Raw genomic sequence first — 21,668 nt, forward strand, 5'->3', positions numbered from 1 at the left:
ATCCACCAGCCCTCGTACTCGATGCTCAACCGGTGGATCGAGGGCGGCCTGCTGGTCACGCTCGTCGACCCGGCCACCCCACCGGTGGCCGCCGCGCCGTGGGTCGGTCGTCGTGCGGTTGTCTGCTCGTGTTTGCGCTGTTGTTACAGGTATTGGCCGGTGTTGGCGACGGTGTCGATGGATCGGCCGGCTTCGGAGCCCTTGGTGCCGGAGACGAGGGTGCGGATGTAGACGATCCGTTCGCCCTTCTTGCCGGAGATGCGGGCCCAATCGTCGGGGTTGGTGGTGTTGGGGAGGTCTTCGTTCTCGCTGAACTCGTCGACGCAGGCGGCGAGCAGGTGGGCGACGCGCAGGCCTTTCTGGCCGGTGTCGAGGAACTGCTTGATGGCCATCTTCTTGGCGCGGTCGACGATGTTCTGGATCATCGCGCCGGAGTTGAAGTCCTTGAAGTAGAGGACTTCCTTGTCTCCGTTGGCGTAGGTGACCTCGAGGAAGCGGTTCTCCTCGCTTTCGGTGTACATCCGTTCGACGACGCGCTGGATCATGGCGTCGACGGTGGCGCCCTCGTTGCCGTCGTTCTCCTTGACGTCGTCGGGGTGGAGGGGGAGGCCGGAGAGGATGTACTTGGAGAAGATGTCCTTGGCGGCTTCGGCGTCGGGGCGTTCGATCTTGATTTTGACGTCGAGGCGGCCGGGGCGCAGGATCGCGGGGTCGATCATGTCTTCGCGGTTGGAGGCGCCGATGACGATGACGTTCTCCAGGCCTTCGACGCCGTCGATCTCGCTGAGGAGCTGCGGGACGATGGTGTTCTCGACGTCGGAGGAGACTCCGGATCCGCGGGTGCGGAAGATGGAGTCCATCTCGTCGAAGAAGACGATGACGGGGGTGCCGGCGGAGGCCTTTTCGCGGGCGCGCTGGAAGACCAGGCGGATGTGGCGTTCGGTCTCGCCGACGTACTTGTTGAGGAGTTCGGGGCCCTTGATGTTGAGGAAGAAGCTCTTGCCCTCTTGGCCGGTCTTCTCGGCGACCTGCTTGGCGAGGGAGTTGGCGACGGCTTTGGCGATGAGGGTCTTGCCGCAGCCGGGGGGGCCGTAGAGCAGTACGCCCTTGGGCGGGCGGAGCTGGTGTTCGCGGAAGAGGTCGGCGTGCAGGTAGGGAAGTTCGATGGCGTCCCTGATCATTTCGATCTGCCCGCTGAGTCCGCCGATCTCGTCGTAGGAGATGTCGGGGACCTCTTCGAGGACGAGTTCTTCGACCTCCGCCTTGTGGATCTTTTCGTAGGCGTATCCGGACCGGGGTTCGAGCATGAGGGAGTCGCCGGCGCGCAGCGGTACGCCGCGGAGCGGTTCGGCGAGCTTGATGACGCGTTCCTCGTCGGCGTGCGCGATCACCAGTGCGCGTTCGCCGTCGTCGAAGAGTTCCTTGAGCATGACGACTTCGCCCTGCTCTTCGAATTCGAGTGCTTCGACGACGTTGAGCGCCTCGTTGAGCATGACCTCCTGGCCGCGCTGGAGTTCTTCGGCGTCCACGGCGGGGCTGACGTTGACCCGCAGTTTGCGTCCGCCGGTGAAGATGTCCACGGTGCCGTCGTCGCGGGCTTCGAGGAACACCCCGTAGCCGGACGGCGGCTGGGCCAGCCGGTCGACCTCCTCCTTGAGCGCCACGATCTGTTCGCGGGCTTCTTTGAGCGTCGCCACGAGGCGTTCGTTCTGGCCTGTCACGGCGGCCAGGTTGGCCTGTGCCTCATGGAGACGTTCTTCCAGAACACGTACTTGGCGCGGGGATTCCGCGAGCTTGCGGCGCAGCACGGAGATCTCCTCCTCCAGGAAGGAGATCTGCGTTTGGAGATCCCTGACCTCCTTGTCGTGCTGCGCCCTGCGCGCCCCAGCATCGTCACGAGCGGCCACGCCCCGTCACCTCCTCACGAAGAGAGCCGACGACCTACAGAGACCCTACCTATCTGGAGGGCTTCCGTAACCTGCCCGTTCGGTACTCGTGTGGTGCCGGGGGGATCTTGACTGGTCGGGGCGGGGGGTTCGGGGGGCGCGCGGAATGTCCGTAGCGGGAGGGTGGGGCGTCGAAACGGCGGATTCCGTTGTGCGGGGCGGCGGGTTCGGCGCTTTCCGTGCCGGGGCGGGTGGGGGCGGGTGGTAGTGGCGCGGGGGTGTGAATTGTGTGTTACGGCCTGCGGCGGTGGTGGGGGCCGCGCGTGTCGCGGGGTCGCGGGGCGGTGTTTGTGATCTACGCCTCGTCGGCGGGGGCGGGTGTGTCGCCGTCGGTGGCGGGCGTGTCGGCGGGGGGTGCGGGGGTGGTGCCGGGGGCGGGGAGGGGGGCGCCCTTGGCGGGGCGGCGGCGGCGGGTGGGCGGGGTGACGCCGTCGGCGAGGCGGCGGGCGGTGACGAGGAAGCCGGTGTGGCCGACCATGCGGTGGTCGGGGCGGACGGCGAGTCCTTCGACGTGCCAGCTGCGGAGCATGGTCTCGAAGGCGTAGGGCTCGGCGAAGGCGCCGTGGCCGCGGAGTTCTTCGACGATGCGGGACATCTGGGTGGTGGTGGCGATGTAGGCGCAGACCATGCCGCCGGGGATGAGGGCTTTGGCGATGGTGTCGACGCATTCCCAGGGGGCGAGCATGTCGAGGACGACGCGGTCGATGTCGGTCTCGGTGAGGGCGTCCTCGAGGGAGCCGACGGTGATGCGCCAGGCGGGGTGGGGGCCGCCGAAGAACTTCTCGACGTTGGCGCGGGCGATGTCGGCGAAGTCGGGGCGGCGTTCGTAGGAGGTGACGAGGCCGTGTTCGCCTACGGCGCGGAGGAGGGAGCAGGTGAGGGCGCCGGAGCCGGCGCCGGCCTCGACGACGCGGGCGCCGGGAAAGATGTCGGCCATGGCGACGATCTGGGCGGCGTCTTTGGGGTAGACGACGGCGGCGCCGCGGGGCATGCGGACGGTGAAGTCGGCGAGGAGGGGGCGGAAGGCGAGGTATTCGACGCCGCCGGTGGAGCGGAAGACGGTGCCTTCGGGGCTGCCGATGATCTCGTCGTGGGTGATGGCGCCCTTGTGGGAGTGGTAGGCCTTGCCGGGCTGGAGGGTGATGGTGTTGATGCGGCCTTTGGGGTCGGTGAGCTGAACCTGGTCGCCGGCGCGGAAGGGGCCGTGGGGGATGCGGCCGGTGGCGGTGGGCTGGGCCGGGGCGCCGGGTGTCGGGGTGGGTTCGCTCATGTCGGTCAAGGCTAGCGGCCCGGGGGCACTGGTCTGTTCCCCGCGGGGGTGGGGCCGAAACCTGCGGGTTGGTGTCAGATGCCGGTGAAGGCGCGGTCGACGTCGGTGGCGGTGAGGACGCCGTAGACGCGGCCGTCGGGTTCGAGGAGGAGGTATTCGGAGGCGGGGGCGCGGCGGAGGGCGTCGATGAGTGCTTCGCCGGCGAGGTCGGCGGGGAGGGTGAGGCCGTCGTGGACGGCGCGGGAGAGTTCGCCGGTCTGGATCCAGGGGCGGCGCTGCTCGGGGGTGGCGGTGACGGCCTTCTCGCTGACGATGCCGCGGGGGCGGCCGTCGTGGTCGACGATGACGAGGGCGCCGGCGTGCTGTTCGTGGGCGCGGCGGATGGCTTCGGCGAGGGGGACGTCGGCGGTGACCTGGGTGGCGCGGCGGGCGAGGCGGCGGGCGTGGAGGGCGGGGATGCGGCCGCGGATCTTCTCGGTGCGGAGGGTCTGGGTGGCGCCGACCCAGATGAAGGAGGCGATGAGGGCGGTCCAGAGGAGGGCGAGCCAGCCGAAGGCGGCGCTTTCTCCTTGGACGGGGTAGGTGGCCATGAACGCGCCGGCGACGAGGCAGAGGATGGCGACGCCGCGGCCGACCCAGGCGGCGAAGACGGCGCCGCTGGAGGCGCGGCCGGTGGCCTTCCAGACGGCGGCGCGGACGAGGCGGCCGCCGTCGAGGGGGAGGCCGGGGAGGAGGTTGAAGGCGCCGACGAGGAGGTTGGCGAAGGTGAGGGCGTCGACGAGGAGCATGGCGACGGGCGGGAGCGGGAGGAGGAGGTGGGCGAGGATGCCGAGGACGGCGAGGACGAGGTTGACGACGGGGCCGGCGAAGGCGATGAGGAATTCGCGGCCGGGGGTGGGGGCCTCTTCTTCGATGGAGGTCTCGCCGCCGAGGATGTGGAGGACGACGGAGCGGACGGGGAGGCCGAGGGCGCGGGCGGTGACGGCGTGGCTGAGTTCGTGGACGAACACGGAGGCGTACAGGAGTACGGCGTAGGCGAAGGCGACGGCGAAGCTGGCAGGGCGGTCGACGACGCCGTTGACCTGGCCTTCGAACATGACGGTGACGACGACGGCGACGAGGAACCAGCTGGGTGAGACGTAGACGGGCACGCCGAAGGGCCGCCCGATGAACAGGCCGGGGCCGGTGGGGGGCGGGTCCGCGGGCTTGTTCCGGGTGGGGGGCTCGGTCGGGGGTGCGCTGTCTGCCACGTCCTCGATGCTACGGCCCTGGCCGGGCGGTCTGGTGATCGGGCACGGGACCGGGTGCGGGGTTCTGCGTGGTGCGGGGGCTGGGCAGGGTGCGGTGCGGGGTGCGGGGCGAAGGGATTTCGTCGGGGGCGTGTCCTAGTCTGCTGTGCCATGACGACCACCGAGGCGGGCACCGGGACGGGCGAGCGGGGCGGTACGGGGCCGGTGGTGATCGGTTCGCTGTCGCCGTCGCGGGCGGGGGATTTCATGACGTGCCCGCTGCTGTACCGGTTCCGGGTGATCGATCGGATTCCGGAGCGGCCGAGCGCGGCGGCGGTGCGGGGGACGCTGGTGCACGCGGTGCTGGAGCGGCTGTACGACCTGCCGGCGGAGCGTCGGGTGGCGGCGGAGGCGCTGGAGCTGCTGGGGCCGCAGTGGGAGCGGCTGCTGGCGGCGGAGCCGGAGCTGGCGACGCTGTTCGGGGAGGGCGCGTCGGGTGAGGCGGAGCGGGCGGCGTGGCTGGAGCAGGCGCGGTCGATGGTGGAGCGGTATTTCACGCTGGAGGATCCGCGGCGGCTGGAGCCGGCGGAGCGTGAGGTGTTCGTGGAGACGGTGCTGGATTCGGGGTTGAAGCTGCGGGGCTATATCGACCGGGTGGACGTGGCGCCGTCGGGTGATGTGCGGATCGTGGACTACAAGACGGGGGCGGCGCCGCGGGCGGATTTCGAGGCGCGGGCGCTGTTCCAGATGAAGTTCTACGCGCTGGTGCTGTGGCGGCGGCAGGGGCGGGTGCCGCGGCTGCTGCAGCTGATGTATCTGGGGAACGGCGAGGTGCTGCGGTACGAGCCGGACGAGGCGGATCTGCTGGCGACGGAGCGGAAGGTGGAGGCGCTGTGGGCGGCGATCCGGCGGGCGATGGAGACGGGCGAGTGGCGGCATCGGCGGAGCCGGCTGTGCGACTGGTGTGATCATCAGTCGCGGTGTCCGGGGTTCGGGGGGACGCCGCCGCCGCTGCCGGCGGCGCCGGTGGATCGGCCGTCTCCCGCGGATCTGGAGCCGGCGGGGCGGGAGCGGGACGATCTGTGACGTGTGAGGGGCTGCGGGGCGCGGGCGGCCGGCGGCGTGTGCGGGCCGGTGCGGGGGGCGGGGCCGGGGTCGCGGGGTCATCCTTGGGGAGGATCGCGGATCGGCGTTCAGGAGGGCTCGGGTCCTGGTCCGACCTCCTAGGGTGAGTGTTGTGTCACCCCGCATCCGTGGTCTGCGTACCTGCCGTGCCTTCCTGAAGGCGCGTCCGCAGGCGGCCGATGCCGCGCTGGCGTTGGCGCTGCTGCTGGTGGGGCTGCCGCAGCTTTATCTGGAGGAGTTGCCGCAGGGGCTGGGGCGGCATTACGCCGAGACGGATCCTCGGCATCTGCTGCTGGTGGTGGCGGCGACGATGGCGCTGGCGTTCCGGCGGACGCGGCCGCTGGCGGCGCTGCTGTGGATCGCGGCGGCGGAGGTGCTGATCACGCTGGCGAGTTATCCGCCGACGATCCCGGATCTGGTGGCGTTCATGGTGGCGGCCTACAGTGTGGCGGCGCACCGGGGGCTGGCGGTGAGCGCGCTGGGCGGGCTGGTGGCGCTGGTGACGGTGAACGTGCTGCTGGTGACGTTCCCGGAGGACCTGGCGATGATCACGGTGCTGACGGACAACGCGCTGCTGGTCGGGGTGTGGGTGCTGGGGCGGAATCTGCGGTTGCGGCGGGCGTATTTCGCGGAGCTGGAGGACCGGGCGGCGCGGCTGGAGCGGGCGCGGGGCACGGACGCGCGGGCGGCGCGGGTGGAGGAGCGGTCGCGGATCGCGCGGGAGCTGCACGATGTGGTGGCGCATCATGTGAGCGTGATGACGGTGCAGGCGGGCGCGGCGCGGCGGATCATGGATCGTCATCCGGCGGGGGCGCGGGAGGCGATGACCACGATCGAGGAGGTGGGCCGTACCGCGCTGAGCGAGATGCGGCGGATCGTGGGGGTGCTGCGGACGGAGCGGGATTCGGAGGGGGTCGGGGCCGAGCTGGCGCCGCAGCCGGGTCTGGGCGATCTCGGGGAGTTGCTGGATCATGTGCGGGAGACGGGCCTGTCGGTGCAGTTGTGGATCGAGGGTGAGGCGCGGACGCCGTCTCCGGGGGTGGACGTGGCGGCGTTCCGGCTGATCCAGGAGGCGTTGACGAATACGCTCAAGCATGCGGGGCCGCAGGCGCGGGCCTGGGTGCGGTTGCACTACACCGATGAGGATCTGACCGTGGAGATCGAGGACGACGGGCGTGGCACCGCGACGATCATCGCCGACAACGGCGACAATCCGGGCCATGGCCTGGTCGGGATGTACGAGCGTGTCGCGCTGTACGGCGGCGAGCTGCGGATCGGTCCGCGGGTCGGCGGCGGTTTCGGGGTTCGTGCCCGGTTCCCGCTGCAGGCGTAGGCGGGCGGGGCGGCCGGATCGGCTGGATCGGATGGGTAGGGGCGAGGCGATGAGCGCGGTGGCGGCGGGTTGCCGGCGAGTGAGGGTGGGCGGATGAACGCCGTACGGGTGCTGCTGGTCGATGATCAGCCGTTGTTGCGGACGGGGTTCCGGCTGATCCTGGAGGCGGAGCCCGACATCGCGGTGGTGGGCGAGGCCGGGGACGGCGCGGTGGCGGTGGAGCTGACGCGGTCGCTGCTGCCGGACGTGGTGCTGATGGACATCCGGATGCCGGGCATGGACGGGATCGAGGCGACGCGGCGGATCGTGCGGGACGGGGCGGCGTCGCATGATCCGCGGGTGCTGATCCTGACGACGTTCGATCTGGACGAGTACGTGATCGAGGCGGTGCGGGCGGGGGCGAGCGGGTTCCTGCTGAAGGACTCGCCGCCGGAGGATCTGGTGCAGGCGATCCGGATCGTGGCGCAGGGCGACGCGATCGTGGCGCCGAGCGTGACGCGGCGGCTGCTGGACAAGTTCGCGACGCGGCTGCCGGCGGTGCGGGACGCGACGCCGCCGCCGGGGCTGGACACGCTGACCGAGCGGGAGCGGGAGGTGCTGTCGCATGTGGCGCGGGGGCAGTCGAACGCGGAGATCGCGGCGGCGCTGGTGGTCAGCGAGACGACGGTGAAGACGCATGTGGGGAACGTGCTGGCCAAGCTGGGGCTGCGGGACCGGGTGCAGGCGGTCGTGTACGCGTACGAGACGGGGCTGAGCCGGCCGGGCCAGGGCTGACCTCGGGGCGGCCCCGGGTGAACTCCGGGGGCGGGCTCGGGGGTGGGTGCCGGGGTCGCCCCTACTCCGGAAGGACGATCCGCGGGGGCGTCTCCCCCGGACGGCGGATCCGCAAGCCCGTTCTCGGGGATCATCCGCGGGGGCCGCGGGCCTCCTAGTGTTCTGGGTGTGTTCTGAGCGTCGCCCGCGTGCACCCGGGCGGGTGCACGCGGTGCTCTCGACGCTCTCGGTGCTTCTCGGCGCCGGCACGCACGTCCGTTCGACAGACCATCCGGTTCCGGCGTGGGATCGACCATGCCGGCCCACCATGCAGACCAGGGAGTTCCACTGTGAAGAACACCGCCCCATCGACCGCTGACGCGCACTCCGCGCCGGGGGCGGGCGACTTCGCCGCACGCGCCCTCCGGGTCGCCAAGGCGTACGGCTCGGGCGACGCGCAGGTCGTCGCGCTGGACGGGGTGAGCCTGGACGTGCCGCGCGGCCGCTTCATGGCGATCATGGGCCCGTCGGGGTCGGGGAAGTCGACGCTGATGCACTGCATGGCGGGCCTGGACGCGGTCGACTCCGGCGAGGTCCACATCGGCGGGACCGAGGTGACGCGGCTGAAGGACAAGCAGCTGACGCGGCTGCGGCGCGACAAGGTCGGGTTCGTCTTCCAGGCGTTCAACCTGGTGCCGACGCTGACGGCGCTGGAGAACATCACGCTGCCGATGGACATCGCCGGCCGGAAGGCGGACCGGCAGTGGCTGGACCAGGTGATCGACACGGTGGGGCTGCGGCCCCGGCTGGGGCACCGGCCGAGCGAGCTGTCGGGCGGCCAGCAGCAGCGGGTGGCGTGCGCGCGGGCGCTGGCGTCCCGCCCGGAGATCATCTTCGCGGACGAGCCGACGGGGAACCTGGACTCGCGGTCGGGCGCGGAGGTGCTGGGGTTCCTGCGGTCGTCGGTGCGGGAGATGGGCCAGACGATCGTGATGGTGACGCATGACCCGTCGGCGGCGGCGTACGCCGACGAGGTGGTGTTCCTCACCGACGGGCGGATCGTGGACTCGATGGCGGCGCCGACGGCCGAGCGGGTGCTGGAGCGCATGAAGGGCTTCGAGCTGCCGGGGGTCGCGGCCCGATGATGGGGAAGGTCACGCTCCGCAACCTGGCGGCGCACAAGATCCGCCTGGTGCTGACCGCGGTGGCGGTCATCCTCGGGGTGGCGTTCGTGTCCGGCACGCTGATCTTCACCGACACGATGAACCGGCAGTTCGACGACCTGTTCGACAGCGTCGGCAAGGGCGTCGCCGTGGACGTGCGGGCCAAGAAGGTCGTGGAGGACCCGGCCGACACGGGGCAGTCCGCGCAGCCGGTGCCGGCGTCGGTGGTGGAGACGCTGAAGAAGGTCGAGGGCGTCAGGGAGCCGTTCGGGAACGTCACCGGGTACGCGGCGGTCGTCGGCCGGGACGGCAAGATCGTCTCCGGTCAGGGCGCCCCGCAGATGGGGATCAACTGGAATCCGGGCGGCGACTACGCGATGACGTCCGGCCGGGCCCCGGCGGGCGGCGCCGAGTTGGCGCTGGACGCCCGCACGGCCGAGAAGGCGGGGTACCGGGTCGGCGACACCGTCCAGGTGGTGACGCAGGGCCCGCCGCAGCGGGCGCGGCTGGTCGGGGTGTTCGACGGCGGCGACATGATGGGCGCCAGCATCGCCGCGTTCGACACGCCGACGGCGCAGCGGCTGATGCTGAGGCCGGGCTACTTCACCGACGTCCAGATGGGGTCGAGCGGCCCGTCCGAGGACGAGCTGCGCGCCGCGGTCGCGAAGGTGCTGCCGGCGAACATGGAGGCGATCACCGGGACGCAGCTGCGCGAGGACGCCAAGAGCGGCATCGCGGAGTTCATGGGCTTCTTCCGGACGTTCCTGCTGGTGTTCGCCCTGATCTCGATCTTCGTCGGGGCGTTCATCATCTTCAACACGTTCTCGATGCTGGTCGCGCAGCGCACCCGCGAGCTGGCGCTGCTGCGCGCGATCGGCGCGGCCCGCTCGCAGGTCACCCGGGCGGTGATCGGCGAGGCGGTCGCGGTCGGCGTGGTCGGGTCGACGCTGGGCCTGGCGGCCGGCGCGGGGCTGGCGGCGCTGCTGCAGTCGCAGGTGATGGGCGAGGACGGCGGCGGCCTGGTCCTCACCGCCAACCCGGTCATCTGGTCGTACGCGGTCGGGATCGTCGTCACGGTCGTGTCGGCGTACTTCCCGGCCCGCCGCGCCGCGAAGATCCCGCCGGTGGCGGCGATGCGCGACGACGTGGCGCTGCCGCAGCGGTCGATGCGGATCCGGCTGGCGCTGGGCACGCTGCTCACCCTGATCGGGGCGGGCCTGATCGGGCTGGGGCTGGCCGGTGACGCCGGCAACCCGGCGATCCCGGTCGGCGCGGGCGCGTTCCTGGTGTTCATCGGCGTGACGCTGCTCGCCCCGGTGATCAGCGTCCCGGTGATCCGGGTGCTGGGCGCGCCGGCGGCGCGGCTGCTGGGCGCGCCGGGCCGGCTGGCGCGGCAGAACGCGCTGCGCAACCCGCGCCGCACCGCCGCCACGGCCGCCGCACTGATGATCGGCCTGGCGCTGATCACGACGGTGAACGTGCTCGGCGCCTCGATGCGGACGTCGGTGGACGCGCAGGTCGACGACCAGTTCGGCGCCGACTACATCGTGATGCCGACCGGGTTGAACGGGCTCAGCACCGACGTCGTGGACCGGGTGAAGGGCGTGTCCGGCGTGGAGAGCGCCGCGCCGTACTACACCGGCAACGCCAACATCAAGGGCGAGCGGGCCGCGTACGTGGCGGGCGACGCCGCCGCGCTGGCCAAGGGCGTCCGGATGGAGCTGGTGTCGGGCGCGCTGCCGGCGGGCCGGGACGGGATGCTCGTCGACGAGGACACCTCCCGCGCCCAGGGCTGGGCGGTCGGCGCCGCGGTGCCGGTGCAGTTCAGCGACGGCAAGACCGAGACGCTGAAGGTCACCGGGGTGTACGCGAAGAACGACTTCCTCGGCCCCCGGATGATCAACGGGGAGGCGCACCGGGCGCACGCCGCCCGCACCGCGGTCGGTGCCGTCCTCATCGACGCGTCCGCCGCGAACGCGGCGACGACCACGGCGCTGGAGCGGGCGCTGAGCGACCACCCGAACGCCGAGGTGCGGGACCAGGCGGGCGTCAAGAAGCAGGCCCGCCAGCAGGTCGACGGGTTCGTGTCGTTCCTCACCGTGCTGCTGATCATGTCGGTGATCATCGCGGCGGTCGGGGTGGTCAACACCCTGGCGCTGTCGGTGATCGAGCGGACCCGGGAGATCGGGCTGCTGCGGGCGATCGGCATCAGCCGCCGCCAGCTGCGCCGGATGATCCGGCTGGAGTCGATCGTGATCGCGGTGTTCGGCGCGGTCCTCGGCATCGGGATCGGGGTGGCGTTCGGCGCCGCGCTCCAGCGGGCGCTGCGCGAGGAGGGCCTAAGCCTCCTCAGCATCCCGGCCGGCACCCTGGCCGTCTACCTGGTCATCGCGGCCGTGATCGGCGTGCTCGCCGCGCTGTGGCCGGCGTGGCGGGCGGGCCGGATGGACGTCCTGAAGGCGATCTCCACCGACTGACCCGGCGTCCGGCGCGGGACCGGCGCCCCGTACGGCCACCGAGGCCGCGCGGGGCGCCGCCCCGTACGGGAGGATGATCTTCATGCCCGCTCTCACCCACGCCGAGGCGCAGGCCCGCGCCGCGCTCCTCGACGTCGCCGAGACCACCGTCGACCTCGACCTCACCCGCGGCGACGCGGTGTTCGGATCGGTGACCACGCTGCGGTTCCGCTGCGCGCGGCCCGGCGCGGCCACGTTCGCCGAGATCACCCCCGGGACGCTGCGCCGCGCCGTCCTCAACGGCCGCGACCTCGACCCCGGCACGCTCCGCGACGGCCGCCTCCCGCTCCCCGACCTGGCCGCCGGCAACGAGCTGCGCGTCGAGGCCGACCTGGAGTACTCCCGCACCGGCGAGGGCCTGCACCGCTACACCGACCCCGCCGACGGCGAGGTGTACGTGTACGCCTGCTGCGGCCCGGGCGACACGCCGCGCGTGTTCGCGGCCTTCGACCAGCCCGACCTGAAGACCTCGCTCACGTTCACCGCCACCGTCCCGGCGCACTGGACGGTCCTGAGCAACGCCGAAGGCCGCCGCCAGGGCGGAACCGCGCCGGGCGGGGCAGCGCGCTGGGAGTTCGACCCGACACCGCCGATCAGCCCGCACCTGGCCGCGCTCGTCGCCGGGCCGCTGCGCTCGGTCCGCGCCGAGCACGACGGCGTCCCCCTCGGCCTGCACTGCCGCCGCTCCCTCGCCCCGCACCTCGACGCGGAGGCCGCCGAGATCCTCGACGTCACCCGCCGCTCCCTCGACCGCCACCACGAGCTGTTCCGGCCCCGGTACCCGTTCGGGAAGTACGACCAGGCGTTCGTCCCCGAATTCGGGCATGGCGCCGTCGAGAACCCCGGCTGCGTCACCTTCCGCGAGGAGTTCCTGTTCACCTCCCCCGTCCCCGTCACCGAACGCGACACCCGCGCCATCGTCATCGCGCACGAGATGGCCCACATGTGGTTCGGCGACCTCGTCACCATGCGCTGGTGGGACGACCTGTGGCTCAGCGAGTCGTTCGCCGAGTACATCGGGCACCGGGTGGCCGCCGAGACCGGCGTGTTCCCCGGCGCGTGGACGTCGTTCGCCGTCACCCGCAAGCCGTGGGCCTACGACACCGACCAGCGCCCCACCACCCATCCCGTCGCGCCCGGCGAGGTCCCCGACACCGCCGCCGCGTTCTCCAACTTCGACGGCATCTCCTACGCCAAGGGCGCCTCCGCCCTCCGCCAGCTCATCGCGTGGATCGGCGACGAGGCGTTCCTCGCCGGCGTCAACGACTACTTCGACCGGCACCGCTTCGGCAACGCCGGCCTCGGCGACCTCCTCGACGCCCTCGCCCGCGCGAGCGGACGCGACGTGCACGGCTGGGCGGACCTCTGGCTGCGCACCACCGGCACCGACACCATCGGCACCGGCACCGGCACCGGCACCGGCACCGGCACCGGCGGGACCGTCGCGCGCCCGCACAGCCTCCGGATCGGCCGCTACGACACCGACGGCGGCACCGGCCGACTCGTCCCGCGCGAACGCGTCCACGCACGGCTCGCGCCCGGCGACCCGGCCCGCATGCAGCCGCCCGAAGGCGCGCCCCGCCCCGCCTTGACCCTGCCCAACGACGGCGACCACACCTACGCCAAGATCCGCCTCGACGAGCGGTCCTGGCGCGCCGCCGCCGAGGGCCTGTCCACCATCGCCGACCCGCTGCCGCGCGCCGTGCTGTGGAACGCCGCCCGCGACATGGTCCGCGACGCCGAACTGCCGCCCGCCGCGTTCCTGGAGCTGGCCGCGCGGCACCTGCCCGCCGAGACCGAACCGGCCGTGGTCGCGGCGATGCTCGCGTTCGCCCGCACCGAGGTCGCCGACCACTACCTGCCGCCCGCCCGGCGCCCGGACGCGCTCGCCTCCCTCACCGCCACCTGCCGGGACGTCATCGAGCGGGGCGGCGAGGCGATGCACCCGATCGCCGCCCGCACCCTCATCGAATGCACCGCCCCCGACGACGCCGCCGAGCTACGCGCCCTCCTCGTCGGCGACGGCGACGGCGACGGCGACGGCGACGGCGACGAACACTCGCGGAACGCCGGGCAGTGCCCGGACGCGCACCCGCACCCGAACGCCGAGGAGTACCCGGACGCACCCGCGCGCCCGTCCACCGAGCCGCGCCCGGACGCACCCGCCCGCTCAAGCACCGAGCCGCGCCCAGACGCACACCTGCGCCCGACCACCGAGCCTCGCCCGGACGCACATGCGCGCCCGACCACCGGGCCTCGCCGGGGCGTGTTCGCGGGTCCGAGCGCCGAGTCGCGCCGGGGCGTGTTCGCGGGGTCGGGGGCCGGGCTGCGGTGGGACGCGCTCGCGCGCCTGTGCGTGCTCGGCGCGGCGGGCGAGGACGACATCGCCGCCGAACGCCGCCGCGACCGTGGCGCGTCCGCCGACGCGGGCGCCGCCCGGTGCCGCGCCGCCCTTCCCGATCCCGCCGCCAAGGAGCGCGCCTGGCACGCGATGCTCGGCGGCGCCGAGTCCGCGCATCTGGTGGCCGCCACCGCCGCCGGGTTCTGGCATCCCGAGACGGCCGCGCTCACCGTGCCCTACGTCGACCGCTACTTCGAGGAGGTCCCGGCCGCCGCCGCGCGCGGTGCCGCCGTCGCCAAGGTCCTGGGGACCGCGCTGTTCCCCGCGCACGCCGTCTCCCCCGCCACCGAACGGGCGGCCGCGCGCCGCCTGGAACGCGGCGGCCTCCCGCCGGCGCTGCGGCGCGCCCTCACCGAGCGGCTGGACGACCTGCGCCGCGCCCTCCGCGTACGCGCAGCAGAACCCGGCGCAGCAGCAGCGCCGTGACCCCGCACGCGACGCCGGCGAGCGCGACGGCGCGGCCGACGCCCAGCACCTCGGCCACGGCCCCGAGCAGCACCGGGCCGAGGCCCTGCAGCGTCATCAGCCCGGTCGACAGCAGCCCGAACGCCTGGCCGCGCGCCTCCTCCGGGACCGCGTCCACGAACGGGCGCTGCAGGCCGAGCTCGTAGGCGAACCCGGCGCCCGTCACGGCCAGCAGGGCGGTCAGGACGGGCAGCGGGAGGTCGGCCGCCAGGGCGAGCAGCGGCAGGCCGAACAGCGCCATCATCGGCACCACCAGCCGCTCCCGGGTGTGCGGCCGCAGCAGCCGGCCGCACACCACGTTGCCCGCGGCCATCCCCACCGGCAGCGCCGCCAGCAGTACCGCGCCCGCCGCCTCCCCGTGGCCGCGCACCTGCGCGTACGGGATGAGGAGGCTCTCCGCGCCCGCCACGAACGCCGCCGGCAGCCACTGCGCCAGCAGGATCGTCCGCACCGCCCGGTCCCGCCACAGCCGGCGGTTGGCCGCCCGGCTCGCGCCGACGACCGACGACGCCGGCCCCTCCCCCGCCGGGGCCGGCGGGAGGTCGTCCAGCAGGGCCCGCACCAGGACGGCCGCCACCGCGTACACGGCGGCCGTCACCAGCAGCGCCCGCCGGTCCCCCAGCGCCGCCACCGCGATCCCGCCGAACGCCAGCCCCATCAGCTGCGCCACCGCCGCCGCGATCATCATCAGCGAGCGGCCCAGCACGAACCCGTCCCCCGGCAGCACCTCGGCGGCCAGCCGGTTCACCGCGCCCGACACCACCGGCGTCACGCACGCGATCGCCGCGACCAGCAGCAGGCACACCGCGACCGGCAGGTCCAGCAGGCCCAGCGCCAGCGCCGCCACGGCCTCCGCCGCGTACACGCCGGTGATCAGCGGCCGCGGCCGCAGCCGGTCGGCCAGCGACCCCAGCAGCGCCCCGCCCGCCACCTGCGGCAGGAACCCGATCCCGAACGCGACCGCCGCCAGCAGCGGCGAGCCCGTCCGCGCGTACACCAGCACCGACAGCGCCACCATCCGCAGCGTGTCCGCCGCGATCACCAGCGAGCGGGTCGCGAACAGCACCCGGAAGCGCGGCTCGGCCAGGATCCGGGCGTAGGTGACACGCGCGAAGTCGTCGGACATGCCGGTCACCCTGCCGGGGCCGCGGCCGCGCCACCACCTTTACGTCCCTGGGCGTAAGGTCGCGTAGGCTCCGGACCGTGATCCGCTTCGAGGTCGAGACGGAGGACCTGCTGCACAGCCGGTTCGCGCTCTCCCCGCTGTTCGAGCTCGACGCGCTGCTGCGCACCCTCGCCGGCCTGCCCGGCCGGCGGCTGCCCGAGGCGTGGTCGCGGCGGCTCGCCCCGGCGTTCCGGCGGCTGCTCGCCGAGACGCCGCTGGACGCCGTCCTGGCGCTGCAGTCCCTCGACTACGGCCCGAGCTTCACCTCCCCGCCCCCGGACCGCGGCCTGGCCCAGACGGTCGAGGACGACCTGGAACGCGTCCGGGCCACCCCGCCGGAGCTGGCCCGCCGCGAGATCGCCGAGTCGCTGCGGTACCGGGGGGACGTGCCCGCGGCCGCCGCGGCGCGGCTGCGCGACCCCGGTGTCGTCGGAATGATCGCCGAGGCGCTGGAGGCGGCGTGGCGGGAGCTGCTGGCGCCCGGCTGGCCGCAGTTGCGCGCCATCTGCGAGCGCGACGTCGTCCATCGGGCAGGGCGGCTCGGCGAGGGCGGCTGGGAGGCCGCGCTGGACGGCCTGCACGAGCAGGTCCGGTGGCGCAACCGCGGCGTGGAGATCGTCGGCACCCGGGGCCGCGAGACCGTCACGCTGGGCGGGCGGGGCCTGCTGCTCATCCCCTCGGCGTTCCTGTGGCCGCGGGTGGCGATGCACACCGACGAACCCTGGCCGTACGCGCTGATCTACCCCGCCCGGGGCATCGCGGCGCTCTGGGAGGACCCCGCGGAGGCCGACCCCGGCGCCCTGGGCGGGCTGCTCGGCCGTACCCGCGCCCGCGTCCTGCTCGCCCTGGAGGACCCGGCGGGCACCACCCAGCTGGCGCGTACCCTCGGCATCGCCGTCGGCGCCGCCGGCGACCACCTCACCGTGCTCCGCCGCGCCGGGCTCCTGGAACGGGCCCGCGCCGGACGCCACGTCCTGTACCGCCGCACCCCGCTCGGCGACGCCCTCGCCCGCGGCGCCCGCGGGCACTGACGCGCGCACCGGCAGGATCCCTGACGCCGGAACCGACGCGGGCACCGGCGCGGGCACCGAACGCGGGAACCGGCCGCCCTCCCGCGGAGGATGCGGCCGGTTCCCGGCGTGCGCGCGTCCCGGACGTCAGTCGTCGTCGTCCGGCTCGCCCTTGACGACCGACGCCTCGGCCGCCTGGCCCTTGAGCGCCGCGGTCTGCGCCGCCACCAGGTCGGTCGCGCTGACCGTGGTGTTCTCCGGGAAGTGGCAGGCCGCCTCGTGCCCCGGGCTCAGCTCCACCAGCGGCGGTTCCTTCTCCTTGCAGATGTCCTGCGCCTTCCAGCACCGGGTGTGGAAGCGGCAGGCGGGCGGCGGCTCCAGCGGGCTCGGCACGTCGCCCTGCAGCCGGATCCGCTTCCGGTTCTCGCGCTCGGCCGGGTCGGGGATCGGCACCGCCGACAGCAGCGCGTTGGTGTACGGGTGCATCGGCCGCTCGTACAGGTCGTTGCGGTCCGCGATCTCGACGATCTTGCCGAGGTACATGACCGCGACCCGGTCGGCGATGTGCCGGACCACCGACAGGTCGTGCGCGATCACCACGTAGGTGAGGTCGAGCTCGTCCTGCAGGTCCTCCAGCAGGTTGACCACCTGCGCCTGCACCGACACGTCCAGCGCCGACACCGGCTCGTCGGCCACGATCAGCTTGGGCCGCAGCGCCAGCGTCCGGGCGATCCCGATGCGCTGCCGCTGGCCGCCCGAGAACTCGTGCGGGTAGCGGTTGTAGTGCTCGGGGTTGAGCCCGACCAGCTCCAGCAGCTCCTGCACGGCCTTCTTGACCGGGACCTTGGTGTCGATCTTCTGCAGCCGGAACGCGGCGCCGACGATCGCGCCGACCGTCTGCCGGGGGTTCAGCGACGAGTACGGGTCCTGGAAGATCATCTGGATGTCCCGGCGCAGCGGCCGCATCCGCTTCTGGGACAGCTTGGTGATGTCCTGCCCCTCGAAGGTGATCTTCCCGAAGCTGGAGTCCAGCAGCCGCATCACCATCCGGCCGGTGGTGGTCTTGCCGCAGCCCGACTCGCCCACCAGGCCGAGCGTCTCGCCCTTGCGCACCGAGAACGACACCCCGTCCACGGCCTTGACCGCGGCGACCTGGCGGCGCAGCAGCCCGGCGTGCACCGGGAAGTGCTTCCCGAGGTTGCGGACGTCCAGCAGCACCTCGCCGTCGGCGACGGCGGGCCGGTCGTCCACGGCGACGTCCGCCGCCGTCGCGCCGGAGACCGCCGCGGCGGCCTCGGCGGCCTCGGCGTCCGCCGGGCGCTTGTCGTCGGAAGTGCTCACGATGTCTCCACTGCTCCCGTCACAGCTTGGGAGCGATCTCGTCGGTCCAGATGCGGCGCCGCCGCTCGGCGGCCATGTGGCAGGCCACGCTGTGCCCCGGGGACGTCTCCCGCAGCTCGGGACGCTCGGTGGTCGCCTTCCCCTCCGTCAGCCCCTCGTACGCGCAGCGCGGGTTGAACGCGCACCCCGTCGGCAGGTTGATGAGGCTGGGCGGGGTGCCCTTGATGGGCATCAGCCGCTCGGACGGCGGCCGGTCCAGCCGCGGCATCGAGCCCAGCAGCCCCCACGTGTAGGGGTGCTCGGGCCGGTGGAACACGTCATCCACGCCGCCGTACTCCACGCACCGGCCGCCGTACATCACCAGGATGTCGTCGGCCAGCTCGGCGACCACCCCGAGATCGTGGGTGATCATGATGATCGCGGAGTTGAACTCCTGCTGCAGGTCCCGGATCAGGTCCAGGATCTGCGCCTGGACGGTCACGTCCAGCGCGGTGGTGGGCTCGTCGGCGATCAGCAGCTCCGGGTCGCACGACAGCGCCATCGCGATCATCGCGCGCTGCCGCATGCCGCCGGAGAACTGGTGCGGGTAGTCGTCCACCCGCCGGTCCGGCCTGGGGATCCCGACCCGGCCCAGCATGTCGATCGCGTGCTTGCGCGCCACCTGCTTGGACACGTCGTTGTGGACCCGGTAGGCCTCGATGATCTGCTTGCCGACCGTGTAGTGCGGGTGCATCGACGACAGCGGATCCTGGAAGATCATCGACATCTCGCGGCCGCGGAGCTTCCGCACGTCCTCCGGCGGCGCCGAGACCAGCTCGGTGCCGTTCAGCCAGATCTCGCCCGAGACCTGCGCGTTGCGCCGGTTGTGCAGGCCGAGGATCCCCAGGCTGGTCACGCTCTTGCCGGACCCGGACTCCCCCACGATGCCGAGCGTGCGGCCCCGCTCCAGCCGGAAACTCAGCCCGTCCACCGACTTGACCAGGCCGTCGTCGGTGGGGAAGTGGATGCGCAGGTCGCGCACGTCGAGGAAGGACTTCGCCCCGTCCACCGTGCCTCCCGTCCCCTCGTCCATCAGCTGTGCCTCACCCTCGGGTCGACGACGCCGTAGAGGACGTCGACGACCAGGTTGGCCAGGACGATGAAGATCGCCGCGACCATGACCACACCGAGCACCACCGGCAGGTCGCTGCCGTTGACCCCGTCCAGCGCCAGCCGGCCCAGGCCCGCCAGCGAGAACGTCTTCTCGGTGAGCACCGCGCCGCCCAGCAGCAGCCCAATGTCCAGGCCGAACAGCGTGAGCAGCGGCGTCAGCGTGGCGCGCAGCGCGTGCTTGGTGATGACCTTGTTCTCCGGCAGGCCCTTGGCCCGCGCGGTGCGGATGTAGTCCTCGTTGAGCGTCTCCAGCATCCCGGCCCTGGTCATCCGCGCGTACATGGCCGCGTAGAGGAAGGCCAGGGTCACCCAGGGCAATATGAGATTACCCGCCCAGGCGAAGGGATTGTCCAGGAAGCTGTGATAGCTGACCGGTGGCAGCAGCCCCCAGGCGTGCACCACGAACGTCAGCGACAGCAGCCCGGTGAAGAAGATCGGCAGCGACACGCCGGCCAGCGCGATCAGCATCGCGGCGCGGTCGAAGAACGAGCCGCGGCGCAGCGCCGACAGCACGCCGATCGCGACGCCGATCGCCAGCCACAGCACCGCCGCGCCGACCACCAGCGACAGCGTGACCGGGATGCGGTCCAGCAGCTGGTCGGTCACGTTGGTGTTGGTGCGGAACGAGTACCCGAAGCACGGCGCCGGGCAGTCGATCTTGGCGGTGCCGGTGTCGTAGGTGTCGCCCACGACCACGGCCTTGATGAAGTCTCCGTACTGGACCGCGATCGGGTCGTCGAACCCGAGGCGCTCCTTCACGGCCGCCACGGTCTCCGGTGTGGGCGCCTTACCGGCGAACCGGGCCGCGAGGTCGTCATTGGTGGTGCCGGCCAGCCGGGGCAGCAAGAAGAAGATCGCGAAGGTCACCGCGCTGATGACCAGCAACAGCGCGATCGCGCCCACGAGCCGGCGAACGATAAATGCGATCACGGTCAGCGGCGGTGGGCGGCCGCCCGGGGTGCCGGGCGGCCGCCCGCTGCCTTCACCTGCTTTCGTTCAACGAGTCGACCAGGGAGACGACCGGGTCAGCCGCTCAGGCCCAGGGTCGAGTAGTTGTACATGCCGTACCCGTCGTGGAAGAACACGTTGGTCAGGTTGGCCGGCCTGTACAGGAGCGACTTGGCGTACACGTTCGGGATGAACGCGGCCTGCTTGCGGATCGAGTCGTCGATCTGGTTGTAGATCTTGTTCCGCTGGGCGGGGTCCTCGATCTTGACGACGTCGTCCCACATCTTGTTGATCGCCGGGTCGTCGAGCTCGGAGACCGCGGCGTTGCCGGACGGGACGATGGCGTCCTTGTCGGTCAGCGCCTGCAGGTAGCCGTAGCCGGTCGGCCAGTCGGCGTGCCAGCCGTAGGTGCCCAGGCCGATGCCCTCCTTCTTGATGAAGGACGGGGAGCCGAACTGGTCGTTGGTGTAGGTGTTGGCCGGGTAGCCCTGCAGGGTCAGCTTGATGCCGACGCGCTGGAGCGCGGCCTGCATCGCCTCGGCGACGGCCTTCTCCTTGGGCCGGTCGCTGCGGTAGGTCATCTTGGTCTCGAAGCCGTTCGGCTTGCCGCAGGCGGTCAGGGACTCCTTGGCCTTGGCGGTGTCGCCGGTGTAGCCCTTCTCGGCCTTGGTGTAGTAGTCGGTGCCCTTCTCGCGGCCCTCGATGTTCGGGGGCATGATCGAGGTGGCCAGCTCGCCGCCGACGTCACCGCCGTAGGCGCGCCACAGCGAGTCGCGGTTGGTCGCGTACACGATGGCCTTGCGGCACTCGACGTTGTCGATCACCTTGGTGTTGATCGGCATGTACCAGTGGAAGCCGCCGGGGGGGTTGTCGGCGTTCTTGCGGTGGTCCGCGCTGGACAGCAGCGTCTTACGGCCGTTGTCCTGGACGCCGGTGCCCTCCAGGGCCACGTGGATCTGGCCGGACAGCAGCTGGTTGTCCAGCTCGTCGGCGTTCATGCCGGCCAGCAGCTCGATGCGGTCGGGCAGCTGCTTGCGGTTGGGGTCGGTCGCCTGGTCCCAGTTCGCGTTGCGGACCAGCGCGCCGCCCTTGTTCGGCTGGTAGTCGGCCTCCCACTTGTAGGGGCCGGACGAGAACGGGTGCAGGCCGTAGCGCTCGCCCTTGTCCTTGTCCTGCGGCACCGGGGTGGTCTGGCCGCTGAAGGTCACCAGCTCGTTGAACTCGGCGAAGGGCGCGTTCAGGTGGAAGACCACGGTGTGGTCGTCCGGGGTGGTGACGCCCTTGAAGTTGTCGAGGTTCTTGTCCTTGAACGGACCCTTGTAGCCCTTGGCGTCCAGCAGGTTGGAGAAGTAGCTGGGGCCGTTGCGCAGGACGCCGCGGTCGAACGTCCGCGCCACCGCGTACTTGATGTCCTCGGCGCGGATCTCCGAGCCGTCCTCGTACTTGAGGCCGCGCTTGAGCTTGTAGGTCCACTCGGTCTTGTCGGCGTTGGACGTGCCGAGGCCCTCGGCGATGTCCGGCACCGGCTTGAACCCGTCGGGGCCGGGCTTGGCCGGGTAGGTCAGCAGCATCCGGGAGTACAGCCGGGTGAAGTTGTTCGCCCAGGCGTAGTACATGTTGCCCGGGTCGGTGGAGTCGATGTCCGAGCTGGTCGCCATCTTCAGCGTCCCGCCCTTTTTGTCGGACGGGTTGTGGACCTTGCCGATGGCGGCGTTGCTCACACTCGTCCCGCCGCCCTGCTTGTCATCGCCACCGCCGCCGCAGGCGGACAGTCCCAGACTCAGCACGACGGCGCCGGCCGCCGCGGCGGTCAGAACCTTGGGCCTTTTCATGGATTCCCTTTCACTAAGG

At 72.3% G+C, this 21,668-nt stretch carries 15 protein-coding genes; 7 read left to right on the forward strand and 8 right to left on the reverse strand.

What is annotated here, in order from left to right; translation table 11 throughout:
* Window positions 1–143: 143 nt before the first annotated feature.
* The 3 genes from arc to AB0881_RS37585 form a co-directional block, all read right to left on the reverse strand.
* On the reverse strand, window positions 144–1,907 hold the full coding sequence (gene arc / locus AB0881_RS37575) for a proteasome ATPase (RefSeq protein ID WP_366625056.1): 1,764 nt from the start codon (window positions 1,905–1,907) through the stop codon (window positions 144–146).
* Between the two features lie 334 nt (window positions 1,908–2,241).
* Complete coding sequence (locus AB0881_RS37580) at window positions 2,242–3,216, reverse strand: tRNA (adenine-N1)-methyltransferase (RefSeq protein WP_366625058.1); 975 nt, start codon at window positions 3,214–3,216, stop codon at window positions 2,242–2,244.
* A 74-nt stretch (window positions 3,217–3,290) separates the two neighbouring features.
* Window positions 3,291–4,466, reverse strand: coding sequence for a site-2 protease family protein (locus AB0881_RS37585; RefSeq protein ID WP_366625060.1), 1,176 nt, complete (start codon window positions 4,464–4,466; stop codon window positions 3,291–3,293).
* Window positions 4,467–4,616: 150 nt separating this feature from the next.
* Here AB0881_RS37585 and AB0881_RS37590 point away from each other — a divergent pair, with 150 nt between their 5' ends.
* The 6 genes from AB0881_RS37590 to pepN all read left to right on the forward strand — a co-directional run bounded on the left by AB0881_RS37590 (window position 4,617) and on the right by pepN (window position 14,162).
* A complete protein-coding gene (locus AB0881_RS37590) occupies window positions 4,617–5,531 on the forward strand; it encodes a PD-(D/E)XK nuclease family protein (protein WP_366625062.1) in 915 nt (304 codons plus the stop codon).
* 151 nt (window positions 5,532–5,682) lie between these two features.
* Entirely contained in the window at window positions 5,683–6,903 is a 1,221-nt protein-coding gene (locus AB0881_RS37595) for a sensor histidine kinase (RefSeq protein WP_366625064.1), read from the forward strand.
* Between the two features lie 93 nt (window positions 6,904–6,996).
* Window positions 6,997–7,677 carry a response regulator transcription factor gene (locus AB0881_RS37600; protein ID WP_366625066.1) on the forward strand — a complete coding sequence of 227 codons (681 nt, stop codon included), beginning with the start codon at window positions 6,997–6,999 and terminating at the stop codon, window positions 7,675–7,677.
* Window positions 7,678–8,006: 329 nt separating this feature from the next.
* A complete protein-coding gene (locus tag AB0881_RS37605) occupies window positions 8,007–8,801 on the forward strand; it encodes an ABC transporter ATP-binding protein (protein ID WP_366625068.1) in 795 nt (264 codons plus the stop codon).
* Entirely contained in the window at window positions 8,798–11,296 is a 2,499-nt protein-coding gene (locus tag AB0881_RS37610; protein ID WP_366625070.1) for an FtsX-like permease family protein, read from the forward strand. Before AB0881_RS37605 ends, AB0881_RS37610 begins: the two co-directional genes overlap by 4 nt.
* 82 nt (window positions 11,297–11,378) lie before the next feature.
* The gene (gene pepN / locus AB0881_RS37615) at window positions 11,379–14,162 is read left to right on the forward strand and encodes an aminopeptidase N (protein WP_366625072.1); all 2,784 of its coding nucleotides are present in this window, start codon (window positions 11,379–11,381) and stop codon (window positions 14,160–14,162) included.
* Here pepN and AB0881_RS37620 read toward each other — a convergent pair.
* Window positions 14,086–15,327 carry an MFS transporter gene (locus tag AB0881_RS37620; RefSeq protein WP_366625074.1) on the reverse strand — a complete coding sequence of 414 codons (1,242 nt, stop codon included), beginning with the start codon at window positions 15,325–15,327 and terminating at the stop codon, window positions 14,086–14,088. The genes pepN and AB0881_RS37620 overlap by 77 nt on opposite strands.
* Window positions 15,328–15,404: 77 nt before the next feature.
* Here AB0881_RS37620 and AB0881_RS37625 point away from each other — a divergent pair, with 77 nt between their 5' ends.
* Window positions 15,405–16,397, forward strand: a complete 993-nt coding sequence (locus AB0881_RS37625) for a DUF5937 family protein (RefSeq protein ID WP_366625076.1) — start codon at window positions 15,405–15,407, stop codon at window positions 16,395–16,397.
* A gap of 126 nt (window positions 16,398–16,523) precedes the next feature.
* On the opposite strand, the gene AB0881_RS37630 is transcribed toward AB0881_RS37625, so the two are convergent.
* The 4 genes from AB0881_RS37630 to AB0881_RS37645 form a co-directional block, all read right to left on the reverse strand.
* On the reverse strand, window positions 16,524–17,627 hold the full coding sequence (locus AB0881_RS37630) for an ABC transporter ATP-binding protein (RefSeq protein ID WP_366625098.1): 1,104 nt from the start codon (window positions 17,625–17,627) through the stop codon (window positions 16,524–16,526).
* A gap of 109 nt (window positions 17,628–17,736) precedes the next feature.
* Complete coding sequence (locus AB0881_RS37635) at window positions 17,737–18,789, reverse strand: ABC transporter ATP-binding protein (RefSeq protein ID WP_366625078.1); 1,053 nt, start codon at window positions 18,787–18,789, stop codon at window positions 17,737–17,739.
* Entirely contained in the window at window positions 18,789–19,799 is a 1,011-nt protein-coding gene (locus AB0881_RS37640) for an ABC transporter permease (RefSeq protein ID WP_366625080.1), read from the reverse strand. The genes AB0881_RS37635 and AB0881_RS37640 overlap by 1 nt, the downstream gene beginning before the upstream one ends.
* Window positions 19,800–19,894: 95 nt before the next feature.
* Window positions 19,895–21,649 carry an ABC transporter substrate-binding protein gene (locus tag AB0881_RS37645; RefSeq protein ID WP_366625082.1) on the reverse strand — a complete coding sequence of 585 codons (1,755 nt, stop codon included), beginning with the start codon at window positions 21,647–21,649 and terminating at the stop codon, window positions 19,895–19,897.
* Between the last annotated feature and the right edge of the window lie 19 nt (window positions 21,650–21,668).

Origin of the sequence: Spirillospora sp. NPDC029432 (assembly GCF_040703975.1) — a bacterium.
Taxonomy (GTDB): Bacteria; Actinomycetota; Actinomycetes; order Streptosporangiales; family Streptosporangiaceae; genus Spirillospora.

Coding starts and splice junctions, on each gene's coding strand:
- AB0881_RS37580 (WP_366625058.1), bottom strand. CDS start 3,216: ATGAGCGAACCCACCCCGACACCCGGCGCCCCGGCCCAGCCCACCGCC.
- AB0881_RS37590 (WP_366625062.1), top strand. CDS start 4,617: ATGACGACCACCGAGGCGGGCACCGGGACGGGCGAGCGGGGCGGTACG.
- AB0881_RS37600 (WP_366625066.1), top strand. CDS start 6,997: ATGAACGCCGTACGGGTGCTGCTGGTCGATGATCAGCCGTTGTTGCGG.
- AB0881_RS37610 (WP_366625070.1), top strand. CDS start 8,798: ATGATGGGGAAGGTCACGCTCCGCAACCTGGCGGCGCACAAGATCCGC.
- pepN (WP_366625072.1), top strand. CDS start 11,379: ATGCCCGCTCTCACCCACGCCGAGGCGCAGGCCCGCGCCGCGCTCCTC.
- AB0881_RS37620 (WP_366625074.1), bottom strand. CDS start 15,327: ATGTCCGACGACTTCGCGCGTGTCACCTACGCCCGGATCCTGGCCGAG.
- AB0881_RS37635 (WP_366625078.1), bottom strand. CDS start 18,789: ATGGACGAGGGGACGGGAGGCACGGTGGACGGGGCGAAGTCCTTCCTC.
- AB0881_RS37645 (WP_366625082.1), bottom strand. CDS start 21,649: ATGAAAAGGCCCAAGGTTCTGACCGCCGCGGCGGCCGGCGCCGTCGTG.